We start from the raw sequence: 16,271 nt of genomic DNA, 5'->3' as shown, positions 1-16,271 counted from the left end.
CTCACCCTACCTTGCCACCAAACCGTCCGGACGGTACAGTAATCGGGTGACTCGATCGAACCCCTCCGCCATCGCCGCACCCGCCCGAGCGGGAGCGCGCGAGTGGGGAGCGCTCGCGGTGCTCATGCTCCCGGTGCTCCTCATCTCGATCGACACGACGGCGCTCGCGTTCGCGCTGCCCGAGATCGCCGTCGCGCTGCAGCCGAGCTCGGCGCAGCAGCTCTGGATCGTCGACGCCTACTCGCTCGTGCTCGCGACCCTGCTCGTCGCGATGGGCAACCTCGGCGACCGCGTCGGCCGGCGCCGGCTGCTGCTCATCGGCGCGACGGGCTTCGCCGTCGTCTCGGTGCTCGCGGCGTTCGCCCCCACGGCCGAGCTGCTCATCGCCGCGCGCGCCGCGCTGGGCCTGTTCGGCGCGACCCTCATGCCCGCGACGCTCGCGCTGCTGCGCACGACGTTCCTCGACCGCGGCCAACGCCGCCTCGCGGTCGCGGTGTGGGCGACGGCGTTCTCGGTCGGCGCCGCCGCGGGCCCCGTCGTCGGCGGACTGCTGCTCGCGCACTTCGCGTGGGGCTCGATCTTCCTCATCGCCGTGCCGTTCCTCGTGCCGCTCCTCGTGCTCGCGCCGCTGCTCATCACCGAGTCGCGCGATCCCGCGCCCGGCCCCATCGACCCGATCGGCATCGTCCTCTCGATGCTCGCGCTCGGCGGCCTCGCGGCGGGCGTCAAGGAGCTCGCGGTCGCGGGCCTCGACCCGATCGGCATCGCGCTCGTCGCCGTCGCCGCGCTCGCGGGCTGGCTCTTCGTGCGCCGCATGCGCCGCCGGGCGAACCCGATGCTCGACGTCGCGCTCTTCCGCGTGCCGCAGTTCTCCGGCGCGCTCGTCGTCAACCTCCTGAGCGTCGTCGCGCTCACGGGCTTCCTCTTCTTCGTCACCCAGCACCTGCAGCTCGTCGAGGGGCTCCCGGCGCTCGACGCCGCGCTCGTGCTCGTCCCGGGCGTCGTCGCGATGATCGTCTCGGGCCTCGCGGTCGTGCGCGTCGTCCGCGCCGTCGACCCCGGCATCGCGGTCGTCGTCGCGCTCGGCGGCTCGGCGGCGGCCTACGGCATCCTCGCGGTGCTCGGCGAGGACGTGAGCATCGCCGGCATCGTCGGCGCCTTCGCGCTGCTCGGGATCGGCATCGGCGCCGCCGAGACCGTCTCGAACGACCTCGTGCTCAGCGCCGTCCCGCCCGCGAAGGCGGGCGCCGCATCCGCCCTCTCCGAGACGGCGTACGAGTTCGGCGCCGTGCTCGGCACGACGCTGCTCGGCGGCCTCGTCACGGCGGTGTACCGCTCGACGCTCGCGCTGCCGGCCGGCATCGACGCCGACGTCGCGGCGGCCGCGCGCGAGACGCTCGGCGGGGCGATCGCGGCCGCGCCCGGGGCGGGCGGCGCGGCGGATGCGGTGGTGGAGGCCGCGCGGACGGCGTTCGACCACGGCGTGGTCGCCACGAGCGCGCTCGGCGCCGGCCTCATGCTCGTCGCGATGCTCGTCGCGTTCCGCACCCTGCGGCACCCCGCGCACTGAGCCGCCTGCCCGGGGCGCCTGGCGCACGTGGGCGGCGCGGGCTAGCGTCTCGCCATGGACACCACCGGAGGCGCCGTGCGCGCCCGAATCGTGCTCGTCCCCGGCTTCTGGCTGGGCGCTTGGGCGTGGGACGAGGTCGCGGCGCTGCTGCGCGAGCGCGGCCACGACGTCACCGCGCTGACGCTGCCGGGGCTCGAGCCCGACCACGCCGACCGCGGGAGCGTGCGGCTCGACGACCACGTCGCCGCGATCGAGGCGGCGCTCGAGGGGGAGGGACCGGTCGTGCTCGTCGCCCACAGCGGCGCCGCCTCGCCCGCGACCGTCGCGATCGACCGCCACGTCGACCGCGTCTCGCGCTCGGTGTGGGTCGACACCGCGCCGGTCGTCGACGGCCACGCGATGGACCCCTCGTTCGAGGGCGACGAGATGCCGCTCGAGGCCGCGTGGGAGGACGAGCTCGAGCAGGGCTCGATGCAGGGGCTGACGGACGAGCAGCTCGACGAGTTCCGCGAGCGAGCCGTGCCCGAGCCCGCGGGAGCCGTGCGCGACGCCGTCGCGCTGCGCGACGACCGCCGGCTCGACGTGCCGGCGACCATCATCTGCACGGCGTTCTCGGCGGCCGACTACCGCGCCTACGCCGAGCAGGGCGTGCCGTTCCTCGCGGGCGTGCTCGAGCACCGCGCGCTCGAGCTCGTCGACCTGCCGACGGGCCACTGGCCGATGTGGTCGAAGCCGCGCGAGCTCGCGGAGCGCATCGCCGAGGTCGCCGGACGCGCCTGACCGGCCACGGCGGTCGCGGGCTCAGTCCCCTGCGGGCAGCAGCACCCAGACGCTCGCGCCGCCGAGCGCCGAGTCGTCGATGCCGATCCGGCCGCCGTGCGCCTGCGCGATGCGACGGCACGTCGAGAGCCCGATGCCGAGCCCCTCGACGCCCGCCTCGACCTCGGCGCGGTCGCCGCGCTGCATGAGTCCGAACACGCGCTCGCGCTCCTCGGCCGGCACGCCAGGGCCGTCGTCGTCGACCGTCAGGCGCCACCCGCCCGAGAGGCGCTCCGCGCGCACCTCGACGCGCGGCCGGGCGCCGTCGGCCGACGCGAACTTCACCGCGTTCGCGAGCAGGTTCTGCGCGAGCGCGCCCAGGAGCGTCGCGTCGCCCTGCACGACCGGCAGCTCCCCGACGTCGACGGTCGCGCCCGCCGCGTCGATCTGCGCATCGAGATCGGCGATCGCGGCACGCACGACGTCGCCGAGCGCCACGGGCCGCCGGCGGGCGCTGCCGCCGATGCGGGCGAAGTCGAGCAGGTCCTCGACGAGCGCGGCCATGCGCTCGGCCGCCGACTCCGCGCGCGAGAGCGCCTTCGTCGCATCCGGCGCGCCCGCGAGCTCGGGGCTGTCGGCCGCGAGCTCCAGGTAGCCCGTGAGCGCCGCGAGCGGATTGCGCAGGTCGTGGCTCACCTGGCCCGCGAACTGCGCGAGCTGCTCGTTGGAGCGGCGCAGCTCGCGCGTGAGGCGGCGCAGCTCGAGCACGTCGACGACCTGCTCGGCGAGCAGGCCGAGGCTGCGAGCGCCGTGCTCGTCGAGCTCGCGCACCTCGTCGTCGAAGACGCACAGGCTCCCGATCGGCAGGCCGCCGGGCGTGCGGAGTGGACTGGATGCGTAGAAGCGCACGTCGGCGATCTCACCCGTCACGAAGGGGTTCTGCGCGAACCGCGCGTCGGCGCGCGCATCGGCGACGATCGTCTGGTCGGGGCCCTCGAAGACGCGGCTGCACATCGAGTCCTCGCGCGAGCACACCGACGCCTCGAAGCCGACCGCGGCGATCTGGTGCTGCTGCCGCTCGTCGATGATGTTGATGACCGCGTTCGGCACGCCCGCGACCGCGGCGGCGAGCTCGGTGAGCCCCCGCAGGTCGGCACCTCCCGCGTCGGCGGCAGGCGCTTCGGCGAGCACGCCGTAGTCGGCGATCGCCGCCGCGCGGACGACATCCTGGGCGTTCGGCACGCGGGCTCCCTCCGTCCGAGCCTCCGCTCGGTCGGCTCCATCCTGGCCGATGCCGGGGCGCGGGCGCGCCCGGGACGCGGCCGGAGCCGGTCCCGGGTCGCCGTCGCGCGTCAGATGACGTCGTCGCGGCGCTCCGTGCGCTCGACCCGCATGCCCGTGTCCGGGTCGACGCGCGAGCGCGAGACCTGGCTCGAGCGGCCCGAGCGCGCCGCCATGATGATGCCGAAGAGGGTCACGAGGGCGCCCGCGCCCAGCAGGATGTAGCCGATGAGGGTCCAGTTGGCGCCCTCGACCTGCCACAGACCCGGCAGCGCCCACGCGACGATCGCGCCGACGGCCATGAGGAAGATGCCGAAGCCGATGCTCAAGGTGCTCTCCATTCGTCCGGGCGCCCCGGGACCAGCGCGCCTGCCGCGGAACATACCGACCGAACCTGCGAGCGTCGTGGGGGATCCGAGGCCGCCAGTAGGCTGGGGAGCACGGCTCCGCGCGGGTGCGGCGCCGGTCGACGCGCACCTCGCGTGCGCCTGGGAGGAACTGTGCAGCAGCTGCGGCTCGCGGTGATCGGTGGGGACGGCATCGGGCAGGAGGTCACGCTCGAGGCCCGGAAGGCGATGCGCGCCGCGCTCGACGGCGTCGAGCTCGTCGAGACCGAGTACGACCTCGGGGCGGCGCACTACCTCGCGACGGGCGAGATCCTCGACGATGCGACCCTCGCGTCGCTCGCCGAGCACGACGCGATCCTCCTCGGCGCCGTCGGCGGCGACCCGGCCGACCCGCGGCTCGCGGGCGGCATCATCGAGCGCGGACTGCTGCTGCGCCTGCGCTTCGCCTTCGACCACCACGTCAACCTCCGCCCGACGCGCCTGCACCCCAAGATCGGCAGCCCGCTCCGCGAGCCGGGCGACATCGACTTCGTCGTCGTGCGCGAGGGCACCGAGGGCCCCTACGTCGGCAACGGCGGCGCCCTGCGGGTCGGCACCGAGCACGAGATCGCGAACGAGACGAGCGTCAACACCGCCTTCGGCGTCGAGCGGGTCGTGCGCTTCGCGTTCGAGCTCGCCGAGCAGCGCCGTCGCCGCCTCACGCTCGTGCACAAGAAGAACGTGCTCGTGCACGCCGGCGCGCTCTGGCAGCGGATCGTCGACGAGGTCGCGGTCGACCACCCGGAGGTGTCGGTCGACTACCTCCACGTCGACGCCGCGACGATCTTCCTCGTCGACGACCCCAGCCGCTTCGACGTCATCGTGACCGACAACCTCTTCGGCGACATCCTCACCGACCTCGCGGGCGCCGTCGGCGGCGGCATCGGGCTCGCGGCCTCCGGCAACCTCAACCCGTCCGGCGCCTTCCCGAGCATGTTCGAGCCCGTGCACGGCTCCGCGCCCGACATCGCGGGGCGCGGCATCGCCGATCCCACCGCGGCGATCCTCTCGGCCGGCCTGCTGCTCGAGCACTCGGGCCTGCGCGACGCGGCCCAGCGCATCCGCGACGCCGTCGACGCCGACATCGACGCGCGCGACGGGAGCCGCCGCACCACGAGCGAGGTCGGCGACGCCATCGCCGACCGCATCCGCGCCACCGCGAAGGAGCACGCATGACCCTCGAGTTCACCCTCACGCGCAACCCGAGCCCCGCCTCCGCCGAGGCGCGCGCGGCGGTGGTCGCCGAGCCCGGCTTCGGCCGCCACTTCACCGACCACATGGTCTCGATCGACTGGACGCTCGAGGGCGGCTGGAGCGACGCGCGCGTCGAGCCGTACGGCCCCCTGCAGCTCGACCCCGCCTCGGCGGTGCTGCACTACGGCCAGGAGATCTTCGAGGGGATGAAGGCCTACCGCCGCGCCGACGGCTCGGTGTGGGCGTTCCGGCCGGAGGAGAACGCGAAGCGCATGCAGCGCTCGGCGGCGCGGCTCGCGCTGCCGCAGCTGCCGGTCGAGCTCTTCGTCGAGGCGGTCCGCCAGCTCGTCGAGGTCGATGAGGCGTGGGTGCCCGCGGGCGGCGAGGACTCGCTCTACCTGCGGCCATTCATGATCGCGAACGAGGTGTTCCTCGGCGTCCGCGCCGCGCAGACCGTGCGGTTCATGGTCATCGCGAGCCCCGCGGGCCCCTACTTCGCGAGCGGCGTCAAGCCGGTCTCGATCTGGCTCTCGACCGAGTACAACCGCGCCGGCAAGGGCGGCACGGGGGCCGCGAAGTGCGGCGGCAACTACGCCGCGAGCCTGCTGCCGACGCAGCAGGCGGCCGAGCACGGCTGCGCCCAGGTGCTGTTCCTCGACGAGTCGGGCAGCGACCTCGAGGAGCTCGGCGGCATGAACGTCGTGCTCGTGAAGGCCGACGGCACGCTCGTGACGCCGGAGTCGGACTCGATCCTCGACGGCATCACGCGCAACTCGCTGCTGCAGCTCGCCGCCGACGCGGGGCACGCCGTCGAGCGCCGCGCCGTGACGCTCGCGGAGTGGCGCGAGGGCATCGCCGACGGTTCGATCACCGAGGCGTTCGCGTGCGGCACCGCCGCGGTGCTCACGCCGATCGCCGCGCTCAAGAGCCCGACCGAGACGATCGGCGACCCGGACGCGCCCGCGGGGCCCGTCGCGCTCGCGCTCCGCAAGCAGCTCACCGACATCCAGTACGGCCGCGCCGAGGACCCGCACGGCTGGATGGTGCAGATGGTGGAGGCCCGCTGATGCGCGTCGCCCGCTTCGCCCACGGGGAGCGCATCGGCTACGGCGTCGTCGACGACGACGCGCTCGTCGTGCTCGTCGGCGACCCGATCGTCGCCGGCTTCGACACGACCGGCGAGCGCGTGCCGCTCGCCGAGGCGCGGCTGCTCGCGCCGGTCATCCCGCGCTCGAAGGTCGTCGCCGTCGGCCGCAACTACGCGAAGCACGCCGCCGAGCTCGGCAACGAGGTGCCGAGCGAGCCGCTCGTCTTCCTCAAGCCCAACACCTCCGTCATCGGGCCGAACGACGCGATCGTGCTGCCGCCCGAGTCGACCGACGTGCACTTCGAGGGCGAGATCGCGCTCGTGATCGGCCGGGTCGCGCGCCGCCTCACGCGCGCGAACGCGATGCACGCCGTCTTCGGCGTCACGGTCGCGAACGACGTCACCGCGCGCGACCTCCAGCAGCGCGAGCCGCAGTGGGCGCGCGCGAAGGGCTTCGACACCTTCTGCCCGCTCGGCCCGGCGATCGAGACGGAGCCCGACTACGACGCGCTGCGGCTCATCACGCGCGTCGACGGCGACGTGAAGCAGGACGGCGTCTCGAGCGACTGGATCTTCGACGCGCCGACGGTGCTCGAGTGGATCACCGCGTCGATGACGCTGCTGCCCGGCGACGTCGTGCTCATGGGCACGCCCGAGGGCGTCGGGCCGCTCCGCGCCGGCGAGACCGTCGAGGTCGAGGTGCCGGGCGTCGGCACGCTGCGGAACCCCGTCGTCGCGCAGGCCGTCGCGGGCTGATGCCTGCGTGCAGGCTGTCTCCATATGGAGGCAGCCCACGGCTAGACTGCCCGCATGGCTTCCCCTGATGCCCTCCGCGGCCACGTCGACGCGATGCTGCTGTCGGTGCTCGCCGACGGGCCCGTGCACGGCTACGGTGCGATCGAGCGCATCCGCGAGCGCTCCGACGGCACGCTCGACTTCCCGAGCGGCACGGTCTACCCCGCGCTCAAGCGGCTCGAGGGCCGCGGGCTCATCGAGGGGGAGTGGGCCTCGAGCGGCCGCTCGAAGCGCGTCTACCGGCTGACGCCGGCGGGCACGCGCGCCCTCGCCGACGAGCGCAGCGACTGGGCCGCGACGTCGACGGTGATCAGCCGAGTGCTCGGCGCGGCGCGAGCCTGACGGCGCCCCACCGCACGAGCAGCGCCGCCGCGGCGGCCGCGAGCGCGCCGCCGAGCGTCAGCGTGAGCGCCACGAGCGCGACGAGCAGGCCGACCCCAGCGGGCGGTACCGCGACGGCGCCGACCATCGCGATCGCGCCCGCGACGAGCGCGACCGCGAAGGCGAGCTGGAGCGCCGCGACCGCGACGAGCGCTGCGAGCGAATCGGCGCGGCGCAGCGCGACCCAGCCGGCGAGCGCGGCAGCCGCCACGAACGGCCCCGCGACGTCGAGCGCGCGCGAGACCCGCAGCATCCACCCCGCCTCGACGGGCACGCCGAAGCCCGGCATCGCGGCGAGCGACGTCATGCCCGCGAACCACGCGGCGAGCAGCGCGACCGCGGCGAGGGCGGCGAGCGGGGCGAAGCGGCGGCCGTGCGCCGCGAGCAGCTCCCGCGAGAGCTCCGCGGCGATCGCGCGCGGGTCGCCGAACTCCGCGACGACGGCGGCGGCTGCCGCTGGCTCCGCCGCGCCGGCGACGACGCGATCGGCGACGGCCTCGCGCAGGTCGCCCTCGATCTCTCGAGCGAGCTCGGCGCGCCGGCGCGGCGACGCGACGACGGCGCGCTCGAGGCGGTCGACGAGCTCGCCGACGGGGTCGGCCGCGGCGCGGGAGACCGGGCGGGAGCGGGGCACCGATCGATCCTCCCACGCCTAGGATGGGAGGCATCATGAGCGTCCCCTTCTCGACCGCCACGGGCGGCGACGTCGTCGTCCGCTTCTGCCCCTCGCCCACCGGCACACCGCACGTCGGACTCATCCGCACGGCGCTGTTCAACTGGGCGTACGCGCGCCACCACGGCGGGAAGATGGTCTTCCGCATCGAGGACACCGACACGGCGCGCGACAGCCAGGAGTCGTACGAGCAGCTGCTCGAGGCGATGCGCTGGCTCGGCATCGACTGGGACGAGGGCGTCGAGACGGGCGGCCCGCACGAGCCCTACCGGCAGTCGCAGCGCGGCGAGATCTACGCCGAGCTCATCGAGCGGCTGCAGGCCGCCGGTCACCTCTACGAGTCGTTCGCGACCGCGGAGGAGATCGAGGCGCGCAACGTCGAGCGCGGCCGCGATCCGCGCCAGGGCTACGACAACTTCGAGCGCGACCTCTCCGACGCCGAGCGCGCCGCGCTCCGTGCCGAGGGGCGCCAGCCGAGCCTGCGCTTGCGGGTGCCCGACGAGGACCTCTCGTTCGACGACCTCGTGCGCGGCGAGATCACCTTCCCGGCGGGCTCGTTCTCCGACTTCGTCGTCGTGCGACCGAACGGCGCGCCGCTCTACACGTTCGTGAACCCCGTCGACGACGCGCTCATGGGGGTCACGCACGTCCTCCGCGGCGAGGACCTCCTCTCGTCGACGCCGCGCCAGATCGCGCTCTACCGCGCGCTCGCCGACATCGGCGTCGCGACCGCGATCCCGCGCTTCGGCCACCTGCCGTACGTCATGGGGGAGGGCAACAAGAAGCTCTCGAAGCGCGACCCGCAGTCGAACCTCTTCCTGCTGCGCGAGGCGGGCTTCATCCCCGAGGGGCTGCTGAACTACCTCGCGCTGCTCGGCTGGTCGATCGCGCCCGACCGCGACGTCTTCTCGCGCGACGAGCTCATCGCCGCCTTCGACGTCGCCGACGTCAACCCGAACCCCTCGCGCTTCGACCCGAAGAAGGCCGAGTCGATCAACGGCGACCACGTGCGCATGCTCGCGCCCGACGACTTCGCCGCCCGCCTCGAGCCCTACCTCGGCCGCGTCTTCGACGGCGCACCGAGCGACGAGCAGCGCGCCCTGCTCGCGAAGGCAGCGCCGCTCGTGCAGGAGCGCATGCAGCTCATCGGCCAGGCCGAGGACATGCTCGGCTTCCTCTTCCTCGACGACGAGGACATCCGCCACGACGCCGACGCGGTCGCGAGCCTCGGCGACGACGCGCTCGCGGTGCTCGAGGCGTCGCGCCGCGCGCTCGCGGAGCTCGAGTCGTTCGACACCGCGTCGATCGAAGCGGTCCTCCGCGAGGTGCTGATCGACGGCCTCGGCATCAAGCCCCGCTTCGCCTTCACGCCGCTGCGCGTCGCGGTCACCGGCCGGCGCATCTCGCCGCCGCTGTTCGAGTCGATCGAGCTGCTCGGCCGCGAGTCGACGCTGCGCCGCATCGAGCGGCTGGCCGCGAGCGCCTGATGCAGCCCGACGTCGACGTCGTCGTCATCGGCGCTGGCCCCGCGGGCCTCGCCGCGACGCTCAACCTCGCGCGCGCGCAGCGCTCGGTGGCGCTGCTCGACTCGAACCGGCCGCGGCACGCGGCGACGCTCCAGTCGCACGGCTTCATCACGCGCGACGGCATCTCGCCGCTCGAGCTGCGCGGCATGGGCCGCGAGGAGGTGCTGCGCTACCCGACCGTGTCGTTCGAGCGCACGACGGTGCGCCAGGTCGTGCGCGTCGACGGCGGCTTCGCCGTGCAGGCCGAGCAGCGCGGCGCGAGCGCCGAGAGCGAGACCCGGGCGTCGGCCGTGCTCATCGCGACGGGGCTGTCGGAGACGCTGCCCGCGTCGCAGCACGTGCGCCCCTGGTACGGCACGAGCCTGCACTCGTGCATGGACTGCGACGCGTACGACAAGCGCGGCCAGGCGCTCGCGCTCATCGGCGAGACGCCCGACCTCGTCGACCGCGCCATGGTCATCCGCCGCCACACCGACGACCTCGCGGTGTTCACGAACGGGTCGGATGCGGTGAGCGAGGCGGGCGCGGAGCGGCTCGCCGCGCACGGGGTCGCGCTCGAGCGCACGCCCATCGCCGCGATCGAGGGCGACCGCGACGGCATGCGCGCGATCGTGCTCGAGGACGGCCGGCGGAGCGAGCGCACCGGCGGCTTCGTGCGCCCGTGGTGGCACCCGCAGCTCGAGTTCGCCGAGCCGCTCGGCCTCGACACCGACGACGACGGGCTCGTCGTCGTCGACCGGGCCCAGCGGGCCTCCGTCGAGGGCATCTACGCGGCCGGCGACATCACGCCGGGCTTCCGGCAGCTCTCGGTCGCCGCGGGCGCGGGCACGATCGCCGCGTCGGTCATCAACCGCGACCTCATCGCGCGCGAGCTCTAGCCTCCTCGCTCCTCCTCCGCTCATCGAGTAGGCCCGAAGGGCCGTATCGAGATGACGGGCCCCGGTTGTACCCTGGTGAGCGCGCGGCCACCGCCGCTGAGGAGGCCACCGATGACGATCACCGAGGAGCGACCCTCGTCGGCGACGAAGCTCTCGCCGCCCGAGCGGAAGGCGCGCCGCAAGCGCATCCTGTCGTGGGTGCTGCCCGCGATCGGCGTCGCCCTCATCGCCGGCCTCTTCCTCCTCACGCAGCACCTGCTCGCGAACGGCCTCGGCCAGCCCCGCGAGGCGCTGCCCGAGGAGGTCTCGGCGAACAACACGACCCAGTTCGGCGAGGCGGGAACCTCGTACGCCGTGCAGTACCAGGTCGTGACCCTCAACCTGAGCGAGCGGCCCATCGCCGCCGCCGACCTGTCGATGGCCGACGACGCCCAAGCGGTCATCGCGCCGGGCTACGGCTTCCTCGACACGACGATGTACGTCGGCGAGGGCGGCGGCATCAACGGCCAGGGCTACTTCTCGGAGATGATGTCGTCGGTCGCGGCGACCACCGAGCGCGGCACCGTGACCCGCATCGACATGCAGCGCGCGCCCGTGGGCTGGGCGGAGTTCCCGAGCGCGATGAACGCCGTCGAGCTCGGCGCGGTCGCCTTCGGCTGGGACGTCGACCAGGCCGACATCGACGCCTTCACGACGCGCACCGCGGAGTCGGTGCGGCAGGGCGAGCCCATCTCGTGGGAGATCGGCGCGGCCGGCGCCATGGGCGTCCCCGTCAGCGGCGCGGTCAGCTGCTCGGGCGAGGGACTGTGCGTCGTGAGCTACTCGGTCGACGTCTCGGGGCAGTCCGTCGGCGACTGACGCCGGCGCGCCGACCGCGGTCGCGGCCGACCGGGATTCGCGCTCGGCGGCGGGAGTTGCTATGCTCGACTCTTGGTTCGCAGTGCCTCGGCGCGCGACCATTGGGGTATGGTGTAATTGGCAACACGGAGGTTTCTGGTACCTTTGTTCTTGGTTCGAGTCCAGGTACCCCAGCGTTCGGAGCCCCGCGGAAGCGGGGCTTCTTCCGTTATCGCGGCACGGTTCCTCAGGCGCGGTAGAGGTCCCCGGCGAGGTACTTCAGCCCCGAGTCGGTCGCGACCGTCACGACGGTGCCGCCCTCACCGATCCGCTCGGCGAGGCGCAGCGCTCCCGCCACGTTGACCGCGCTCGACGTGCCGGCGAAGACGCCCTCCTCGCGCGCGAGCCGACGTGCGAGCGCGCGCGCCTCGGCCTCGTCGACCGTCGCCGCCGCGTCGTAGGTGCCGGGCGCGAGCAGCGGCGGGACGATGCCCGTCGCGATGCCCTCGACGCGGTGCGGCCCCGCTCTGCCCTCGGTGAGCATCGGCGAGGTCGTCGGTTCGAGCGCGACGACCCGCACGGGCGCGGACTGCCGCCGCAGCGCGCCGGCGGCGCCGACGAGCATGCCCGCGGTGCCGACGCCCGCGCAGAACGCGTCGACGCGACCGCCGCTCGCGCCCACCGCCTCGAGGATCTCCCGGCCGAGCGCCGCGTAGCCCGTGAGCGCATCCGCGTTGTGGAACTGGTCGACCCACCACGCGTCCTCGCGCTCGACGATGCGCTCGACCTCCTCGCGCATCCGCACGAACAGGTCGGGGGTGATGCGCCCGCCGTCGCTGTCGACGAGCGTGACCTCGGCGCCGAGCGCGCGCATGGTGTCGAGCTTCTCCTTCGCGAAGGCGTCGGACGAGACGATCGAGAGCGCGTAGCCCTTGACCGCGCACACGAAGGCGAGCGACGAACCGGTGCTGCCGCCGGAGTACTCGACGAGGCGCCTGCCCGGCCGCAGGTCGCCGCGCCGCTCGGCCGCCTCGACGATCGCCCTCGCCATCCGGTCCTTGTAGCTGCCGGTCGGGTTGCCGCCCTCGAGCTTCACGAGCACGCGCGCCGCCCGCGGCGGCACGAGGCGGCGCAGCTGCACGAGCGGCGTGCCGCCGATCGCATCGAGCGGCGAGGAGAGGATGCCGTGCTCGCCCATGCGCCCTGCTTCCCGCGAGTGTGCGCCACTCGAGCGCGGCGCTCGCTCCAGTCATGCCACACGAGCGCGTCCGCGGCAAGCCTGCGCTTCGCTCGGCCACGATCCGAGCCCGACTGCCTAGACTGCGGCGCATGGACCTCGCCGTCATCGCGTGCATCGCGGCCGCGCTCGCCGCAGCCGTGCACGGCTACATCTTCGTGCTCGAGACGCTCCGCTGGGAGGAGCCGGGCACGCGCCGCGTCTTCGGCACGACGCCCGAGCAGGCGGCGCTCTCGAAGCAGCTCGCCGCCAACCAGGGCGTCTACAACCTGCTGCTCGGCATCGCCGCGGTCGCGAGCGTCATCCTCATCGTCACGGGCCTCCGCGGCCCGGGACTCACGCTGCTGCTGACGATCACGGGCATCATGCTCGCCGCAGCGCTCTACCTCGTCGTGAGCGACCGCTCGAAGGGGAGGGCCGCCGTCGTGCAGGGCTTCTTCCCGCTCGTCGCGGTCGTCACCGGCCTCGTCGCCCTCGGTCAGAGCGTCTGATGGCCGGCATCCGCACCGCCGCTCGCGTGCTGCTCGGCGCCTCGCTCGTCTTCGCCGGCGTCAGCCACCTCACGTTCGCGCGAGACGAGTTCCGCGCCCAGGTGCCAGAGCTCGTCACCGAGCTCGCGCCCGTGAGCGAGGACGCGGTCGTGCTCGGCTCCGGCGTCGCCGAGGTCGCGCTCGGCGGCGCGCTGCTGCTCGCCCCGCACGGGCGGCGCCGCGCCGTCGGCCGCGTCGCGGCGGCGTTCTTCGCCGCCGTTTTCCCCGGCAACATCTCCCAGTGGCTGCACCGGCGGGATGCGTTCGGGCTCGACACCGACGACAAGCGCTTCACGCGACTGCTCTTCCAGCCCGTGCTCATCGCGTGGGCGCTGTGGTCGACGCGGCCTCCGCGCCGCTGACCGGTCAGTCCTTCCGGGGGAAGATCCCGAGGAACTTGCGCTTGGCGGGACGCGCCTCGCTCGAGGCGCGGACGCCGGCGCGATCGCCGCGACCGCCGTCGTCGTCGCGACCCCGCGCATCCGCCCGATCGTCGTCCTCGGTGTCGTCGCTGTGCTCCTCGCGGATCTCGCGGCCCTCGGCCTCGAGCTTGTCGCGCGCCTCGGCCTTCTTCTCGACCTTCTTCGTCGAGCGGGGCGGCAGCTGGATGGTCGCCTCCGCCTCGATGCCGGTCTGCAGCTGCCGCGCGCGCTCGGTCTCGGCGTCGACCTCGGCGCCGAGGATCAGCACGATGTTGAAGATCCAGAGCGCGAACAGCAGCGCCATGACCGTGCCGATCGTGCCGTAGGCGCTGTAGCCGGTGAGGAGCGTGAAGTAGAGGTAGAGGCCCACTGCAGCGATCGCGATGCCGACGATCGCGAAGATCGAGCCGAGGCTCACCCACGTGAACTTCGGCTGCTGCACGTTCGGGGCGAGGTAGTAGAGCAGCGCGATCATCGCGATCACGATCGCGAGCATCACGGGCCACTTCACCCATGCCCAGATCGGCAGGAAGGTCTGCAGCATGAAGGCGAGCAGCCCGCCGAGGCCGAGCGGCTCGGCGATCGGCCCGAGCACGCCCTCGACGAGCGACTCGTTGAGGGCGAGCGAGACGAGCAGCAGCACGACGCCCACGAGCAGCGCGATCGTGATGAGGAGCATCGTCGCGGTCTGCTTGATGAGGCCGCGACCCTCCTCCATGCCGTAGATGATGTTCATCGAGCGCGAGAACGCCTTGACGTAGGCGGAGGCCGACCACACGGCCGTCGCGATGCCGATGATGAGCGCGATCACGCCGCCGGTGGCCGAGCTCGTCATCGTCTCGACGAGGTCGACGACGAGCGATCGGTAGTCCTCCGGCACGCGCTGAGCGAGGTCGTCGACGAGGCTCGTGACGGTGCTCGCGTTGTTGGCGAGCACGAGCGCGATGATCGAGAAGACGGCGAGCAGTCCCGGCGCGAGCGAGAGCACCATGTAGTAGGTGAGCATCGCGGCGAGGTCGGTGCCGCCGTCGGTGCCGAACTCCTTGATGGCCCGCTTGAGCGCGTACTTCCAGCTCGCGCCCTCGAGCTTGGGCGGGGAGTCGGGCTTCGCGTCGTGATCCGGCGCCGGCGCGTCTGCGGCATCGAGTGTCGCGTCGAGGCGGTCGCTGCTGTCCGACATGCGGTTCTCCCATCGTCCTCCGGGAGCCCCCGGTGCGGGCGACTGTACCCCAGCGAACCGGCCCGAACTTGGGAGTCGACAGGACGTCGCGCGAGAGGCGTCAGGGCGCCACGAGGCGGTCGACGAGGCGGTCGAAGGATGCGTCGACGTCGGTCGCGAGGCCGAAGCCGCCCGCGGCCTCGAGCGTCGCGAAGCCGTGCGCGGCCGCGCGGAGCGCCCGGAGCGCGTGGATCGCGTCGTCGCCCGAGAGGCCGTCGACGGCGCGCGCGGCGATCCCGAGCACGCGCTCGCCCGCCGCCTCGAGCAGCGGATGGCCGAGGGGATGCACCGGGAGGGCCCGGTAGCGCTCCGGGTGCCGCACGGCGAAGGCGCGGTACGCGTGCAGGAACGCCCGCGCGGCATCCGCCCGCTCGAGCCCTGCCGTCGCCGCCTCGAGCTCGTGGCCGAGGTCGTCGTAGATGCGCGCGCCGACGAGCGCCTCGAGCTCGGCGAGGCCCGCGACGTGCTTGTAGATCGAGGGCGGCTTGACCCCCGCGCGCGCGGCGATCGCGCCGATCGACAGCGGACCGCCGCCCGCGTCGAGCTCCTCGAGCGCGACGTCGACGAGCGCGGCGGGGGAGAGGCCCGCCCTAGGCACGCGCCGAGCCCACGGCCCACCCGACGCGGCGCGCGAGGGCGAGCACCGCATCCGCCGTCTCGACCGGTCGCTCCGCGTGCGGGTAGTGCCCCGCGCCGGCGACCGTGCGCACCTCGGCGACGCCCGCGGGCAAGGCCTCGGCGTACGCATTCGCCTCGGCCGCGGGGTCGCGGAAGTCGGGGTCGCGCTCGCCCATCACGACCGCGACGGGGGCGGTCTGCGTCGCTCGGGCGTCGCGCGCGTCCTTCCCGCTGCCCTCGCCCATCGCCCGGAGCGCGGCGGTGCCGTGGGGACGCCGCATCGAGGCGACGATGTGGCGGCGGTGGTCGCCGAGGTCGACGGGCGGCGTGCGGTGCAGCGAGCGGTAGAAGAGCGACCACAGCAGGGCGCTGCTCGTCACGGCGCGCGTCGCGACGCGCATGGCGGGCGAGGGCGGCGCGGTGCTCGCCCAGGGGGCGATCGCGACGGCGCCGACGATCGCGTCGGGCGCGAGCTGCGTCGCGAGCAGCGCGCTGTCGGGCGTGTAGGAGTGCCCGACGACGATCGCGGGGCCGCCGAGGTGCCGGGCGAGCGCGACGGCCGCGCGAGCGATGTCGCGCTGGCCGACGAGCGGCTCGGCCGTCGCGTCGGAGTCGCCGTGCCCGGGCAGGTCGAGCGTCGCGACGCGCATGCCGTGCGCCACGAGCTCGGGCACGAGGTGGCGGTAGGCGCTGCGGAGGTCGCCCATGCCGGGGAGGCACACGACGAGCGGGCCGGCGCCCGCGACGTCGAAGGCGAGCGAGCGGCCGTCGAAGGCGAGCCGGGCGGTCGTGGCGGTGCACATGCGCTCAGGCTAATCGCATTAGCCATCGCTGCACAAGGGCGCCGAGCATGCAGCAGGGCCCGCGCCGCGTCGGTC

18 protein-coding genes and 1 tRNA gene are annotated in these 16,271 nt (G+C 73.9%); 12 read left to right on the top strand and 7 right to left on the bottom strand.

Annotated elements, in window-relative coordinates; genetic code table 11:
- Positions 1 to 46: 46 nt before the first annotated feature.
- Together H508_RS0107015 and H508_RS0107010 are read left to right on the top strand one after the other, a co-directional pair.
- A complete protein-coding gene (locus tag H508_RS0107015) occupies positions 47 to 1,570 on the top strand; it encodes an MFS transporter (RefSeq protein WP_035254224.1) in 1,524 nt (507 codons plus the stop codon).
- A 54-nt stretch (positions 1,571 to 1,624) separates the two neighbouring features.
- Positions 1,625 to 2,350 carry an alpha/beta fold hydrolase gene (locus tag H508_RS0107010; protein WP_035254223.1) on the top strand — a complete coding sequence of 242 codons (726 nt, stop codon included), beginning with the start codon at positions 1,625 to 1,627 and terminating at the stop codon, positions 2,348 to 2,350.
- Between the two features lie 21 nt (positions 2,351 to 2,371).
- On the opposite strand, the gene H508_RS0107005 is transcribed toward H508_RS0107010, so the two are convergent.
- Both H508_RS0107005 and H508_RS0107000 read right to left on the bottom strand, forming a co-directional pair.
- On the bottom strand, positions 2,372 to 3,571 hold the full coding sequence (locus H508_RS0107005; protein WP_021010037.1) for a sensor histidine kinase: 1,200 nt from the start codon (positions 3,569 to 3,571) through the stop codon (positions 2,372 to 2,374).
- A gap of 110 nt (positions 3,572 to 3,681) precedes the next feature.
- A complete protein-coding gene (locus H508_RS0107000; RefSeq protein WP_021010038.1) occupies positions 3,682 to 3,939 on the bottom strand; it encodes a DUF6458 family protein in 258 nt (85 codons plus the stop codon).
- Positions 3,940 to 4,110: 171 nt separating this feature from the next.
- Between H508_RS0107000 and H508_RS0106995 the strand changes: the two genes are divergently transcribed.
- The 4 genes from H508_RS0106995 to H508_RS0106980 are packed head-to-tail and all read left to right on the top strand — an operon-like array spanning position 4,111 to position 7,414.
- Positions 4,111 to 5,172 (top strand): 3-isopropylmalate dehydrogenase, encoded by a 1,062-nt coding sequence (locus H508_RS0106995; protein ID WP_035254222.1) that lies wholly within the window; start codon positions 4,111 to 4,113, stop codon positions 5,170 to 5,172.
- Complete coding sequence (locus H508_RS0106990) at positions 5,169 to 6,257, top strand: branched-chain amino acid aminotransferase (protein ID WP_021010040.1); 1,089 nt, start codon at positions 5,169 to 5,171, stop codon at positions 6,255 to 6,257. Before H508_RS0106995 ends, H508_RS0106990 begins: the two co-directional genes overlap by 4 nt.
- Positions 6,257 to 7,033, top strand: a complete 777-nt coding sequence (locus H508_RS0106985; RefSeq protein ID WP_021010041.1) for a fumarylacetoacetate hydrolase family protein — start codon at positions 6,257 to 6,259, stop codon at positions 7,031 to 7,033. The genes H508_RS0106990 and H508_RS0106985 overlap by 1 nt, the downstream gene beginning before the upstream one ends.
- 54 nt (positions 7,034 to 7,087) lie before the next feature.
- Positions 7,088 to 7,414 (top strand): helix-turn-helix transcriptional regulator, encoded by a 327-nt coding sequence (locus H508_RS0106980; protein ID WP_026373526.1) that lies wholly within the window; start codon positions 7,088 to 7,090, stop codon positions 7,412 to 7,414.
- On the opposite strand, the gene H508_RS0106975 is transcribed toward H508_RS0106980, so the two are convergent.
- Positions 7,383 to 8,087 (bottom strand): permease prefix domain 1-containing protein, encoded by a 705-nt coding sequence (locus tag H508_RS0106975; protein ID WP_026373525.1) that lies wholly within the window; start codon positions 8,085 to 8,087, stop codon positions 7,383 to 7,385. The two genes, H508_RS0106980 and H508_RS0106975, sit on opposite strands and share 32 nt — an antisense overlap.
- 35 nt (positions 8,088 to 8,122) lie before the next feature.
- On the opposite strand from H508_RS0106975, the gene gltX reads away from it, so the two are divergent.
- The 4 genes from gltX (at position 8,123) to H508_RS0106955 (ending at position 11,562) form a co-directional block, all read left to right on the top strand.
- Positions 8,123 to 9,613, top strand: a complete 1,491-nt coding sequence (gene gltX / locus H508_RS0106970; RefSeq protein WP_245569473.1) for a glutamate--tRNA ligase — start codon at positions 8,123 to 8,125, stop codon at positions 9,611 to 9,613.
- Complete coding sequence (locus H508_RS0106965; protein ID WP_026373523.1) at positions 9,613 to 10,530, top strand: NAD(P)/FAD-dependent oxidoreductase; 918 nt, start codon at positions 9,613 to 9,615, stop codon at positions 10,528 to 10,530. The genes gltX and H508_RS0106965 overlap by 1 nt, the downstream gene beginning before the upstream one ends.
- A 111-nt stretch (positions 10,531 to 10,641) precedes the next feature.
- Entirely contained in the window at positions 10,642 to 11,388 is a 747-nt protein-coding gene (locus tag H508_RS0106960; RefSeq protein WP_026373522.1) for a hypothetical protein, read from the top strand.
- A gap of 102 nt (positions 11,389 to 11,490) precedes the next feature.
- Positions 11,491 to 11,562, top strand: a tRNA-Gln gene (locus H508_RS0106955).
- Positions 11,563 to 11,614: 52 nt separating this feature from the next.
- Here the strand turns inward: H508_RS0106955 and H508_RS0106950 are convergent.
- Positions 11,615 to 12,565, bottom strand: coding sequence for a PLP-dependent cysteine synthase family protein (locus tag H508_RS0106950; protein WP_026373521.1), 951 nt, complete (start codon positions 12,563 to 12,565; stop codon positions 11,615 to 11,617).
- A 131-nt stretch (positions 12,566 to 12,696) separates the two neighbouring features.
- On the opposite strand from H508_RS0106950, the gene H508_RS0106945 reads away from it, so the two are divergent.
- Together H508_RS0106945 and H508_RS0106940 are read left to right on the top strand one after the other, a co-directional pair.
- The gene (locus H508_RS0106945; protein ID WP_035254220.1) at positions 12,697 to 13,095 is read left to right on the top strand and encodes a DUF1304 domain-containing protein; all 399 of its coding nucleotides are present in this window, start codon (positions 12,697 to 12,699) and stop codon (positions 13,093 to 13,095) included.
- A complete protein-coding gene (locus H508_RS0106940) occupies positions 13,095 to 13,496 on the top strand; it encodes a DoxX family protein (RefSeq protein WP_021010049.1) in 402 nt (133 codons plus the stop codon). The genes H508_RS0106945 and H508_RS0106940 overlap by 1 nt, the downstream gene beginning before the upstream one ends.
- Positions 13,497 to 13,500: 4 nt before the next feature.
- Here H508_RS0106940 and H508_RS15085 read toward each other — a convergent pair whose 3' ends face one another.
- The 3 genes from H508_RS15085 to H508_RS15080 all read right to left on the bottom strand — a co-directional run bounded on the left by H508_RS15085 (position 13,501) and on the right by H508_RS15080 (position 16,196).
- Positions 13,501 to 14,736: a YihY/virulence factor BrkB family protein gene (locus tag H508_RS15085; protein ID WP_021010050.1), complete on the bottom strand. Its 1,236-nt coding sequence runs from the start codon at positions 14,734 to 14,736 to the stop codon at positions 13,501 to 13,503.
- A 100-nt stretch (positions 14,737 to 14,836) separates the two neighbouring features.
- Positions 14,837 to 15,373 (bottom strand): TetR/AcrR family transcriptional regulator, encoded by a 537-nt coding sequence (locus H508_RS0106930; RefSeq protein ID WP_026373519.1) that lies wholly within the window; start codon positions 15,371 to 15,373, stop codon positions 14,837 to 14,839.
- Positions 15,366 to 16,196: an alpha/beta fold hydrolase gene (locus H508_RS15080; protein ID WP_051222916.1), complete on the bottom strand. Its 831-nt coding sequence runs from the start codon at positions 16,194 to 16,196 to the stop codon at positions 15,366 to 15,368. Before H508_RS15080 ends, H508_RS0106930 begins: the two co-directional genes overlap by 8 nt.
- Positions 16,197 to 16,271: the final 75 nt, after the last annotated feature.

Source organism: Agrococcus lahaulensis DSM 17612 (genome assembly GCF_000425105.1).
GTDB classification, from domain to species: Bacteria; Actinomycetota; Actinomycetes; order Actinomycetales; family Microbacteriaceae; genus Agrococcus; species Agrococcus lahaulensis.
The sequence above is the reverse complement of the archived record's forward strand: the minus strand, read 5'-3'. Positions and strand labels throughout refer to the sequence as shown.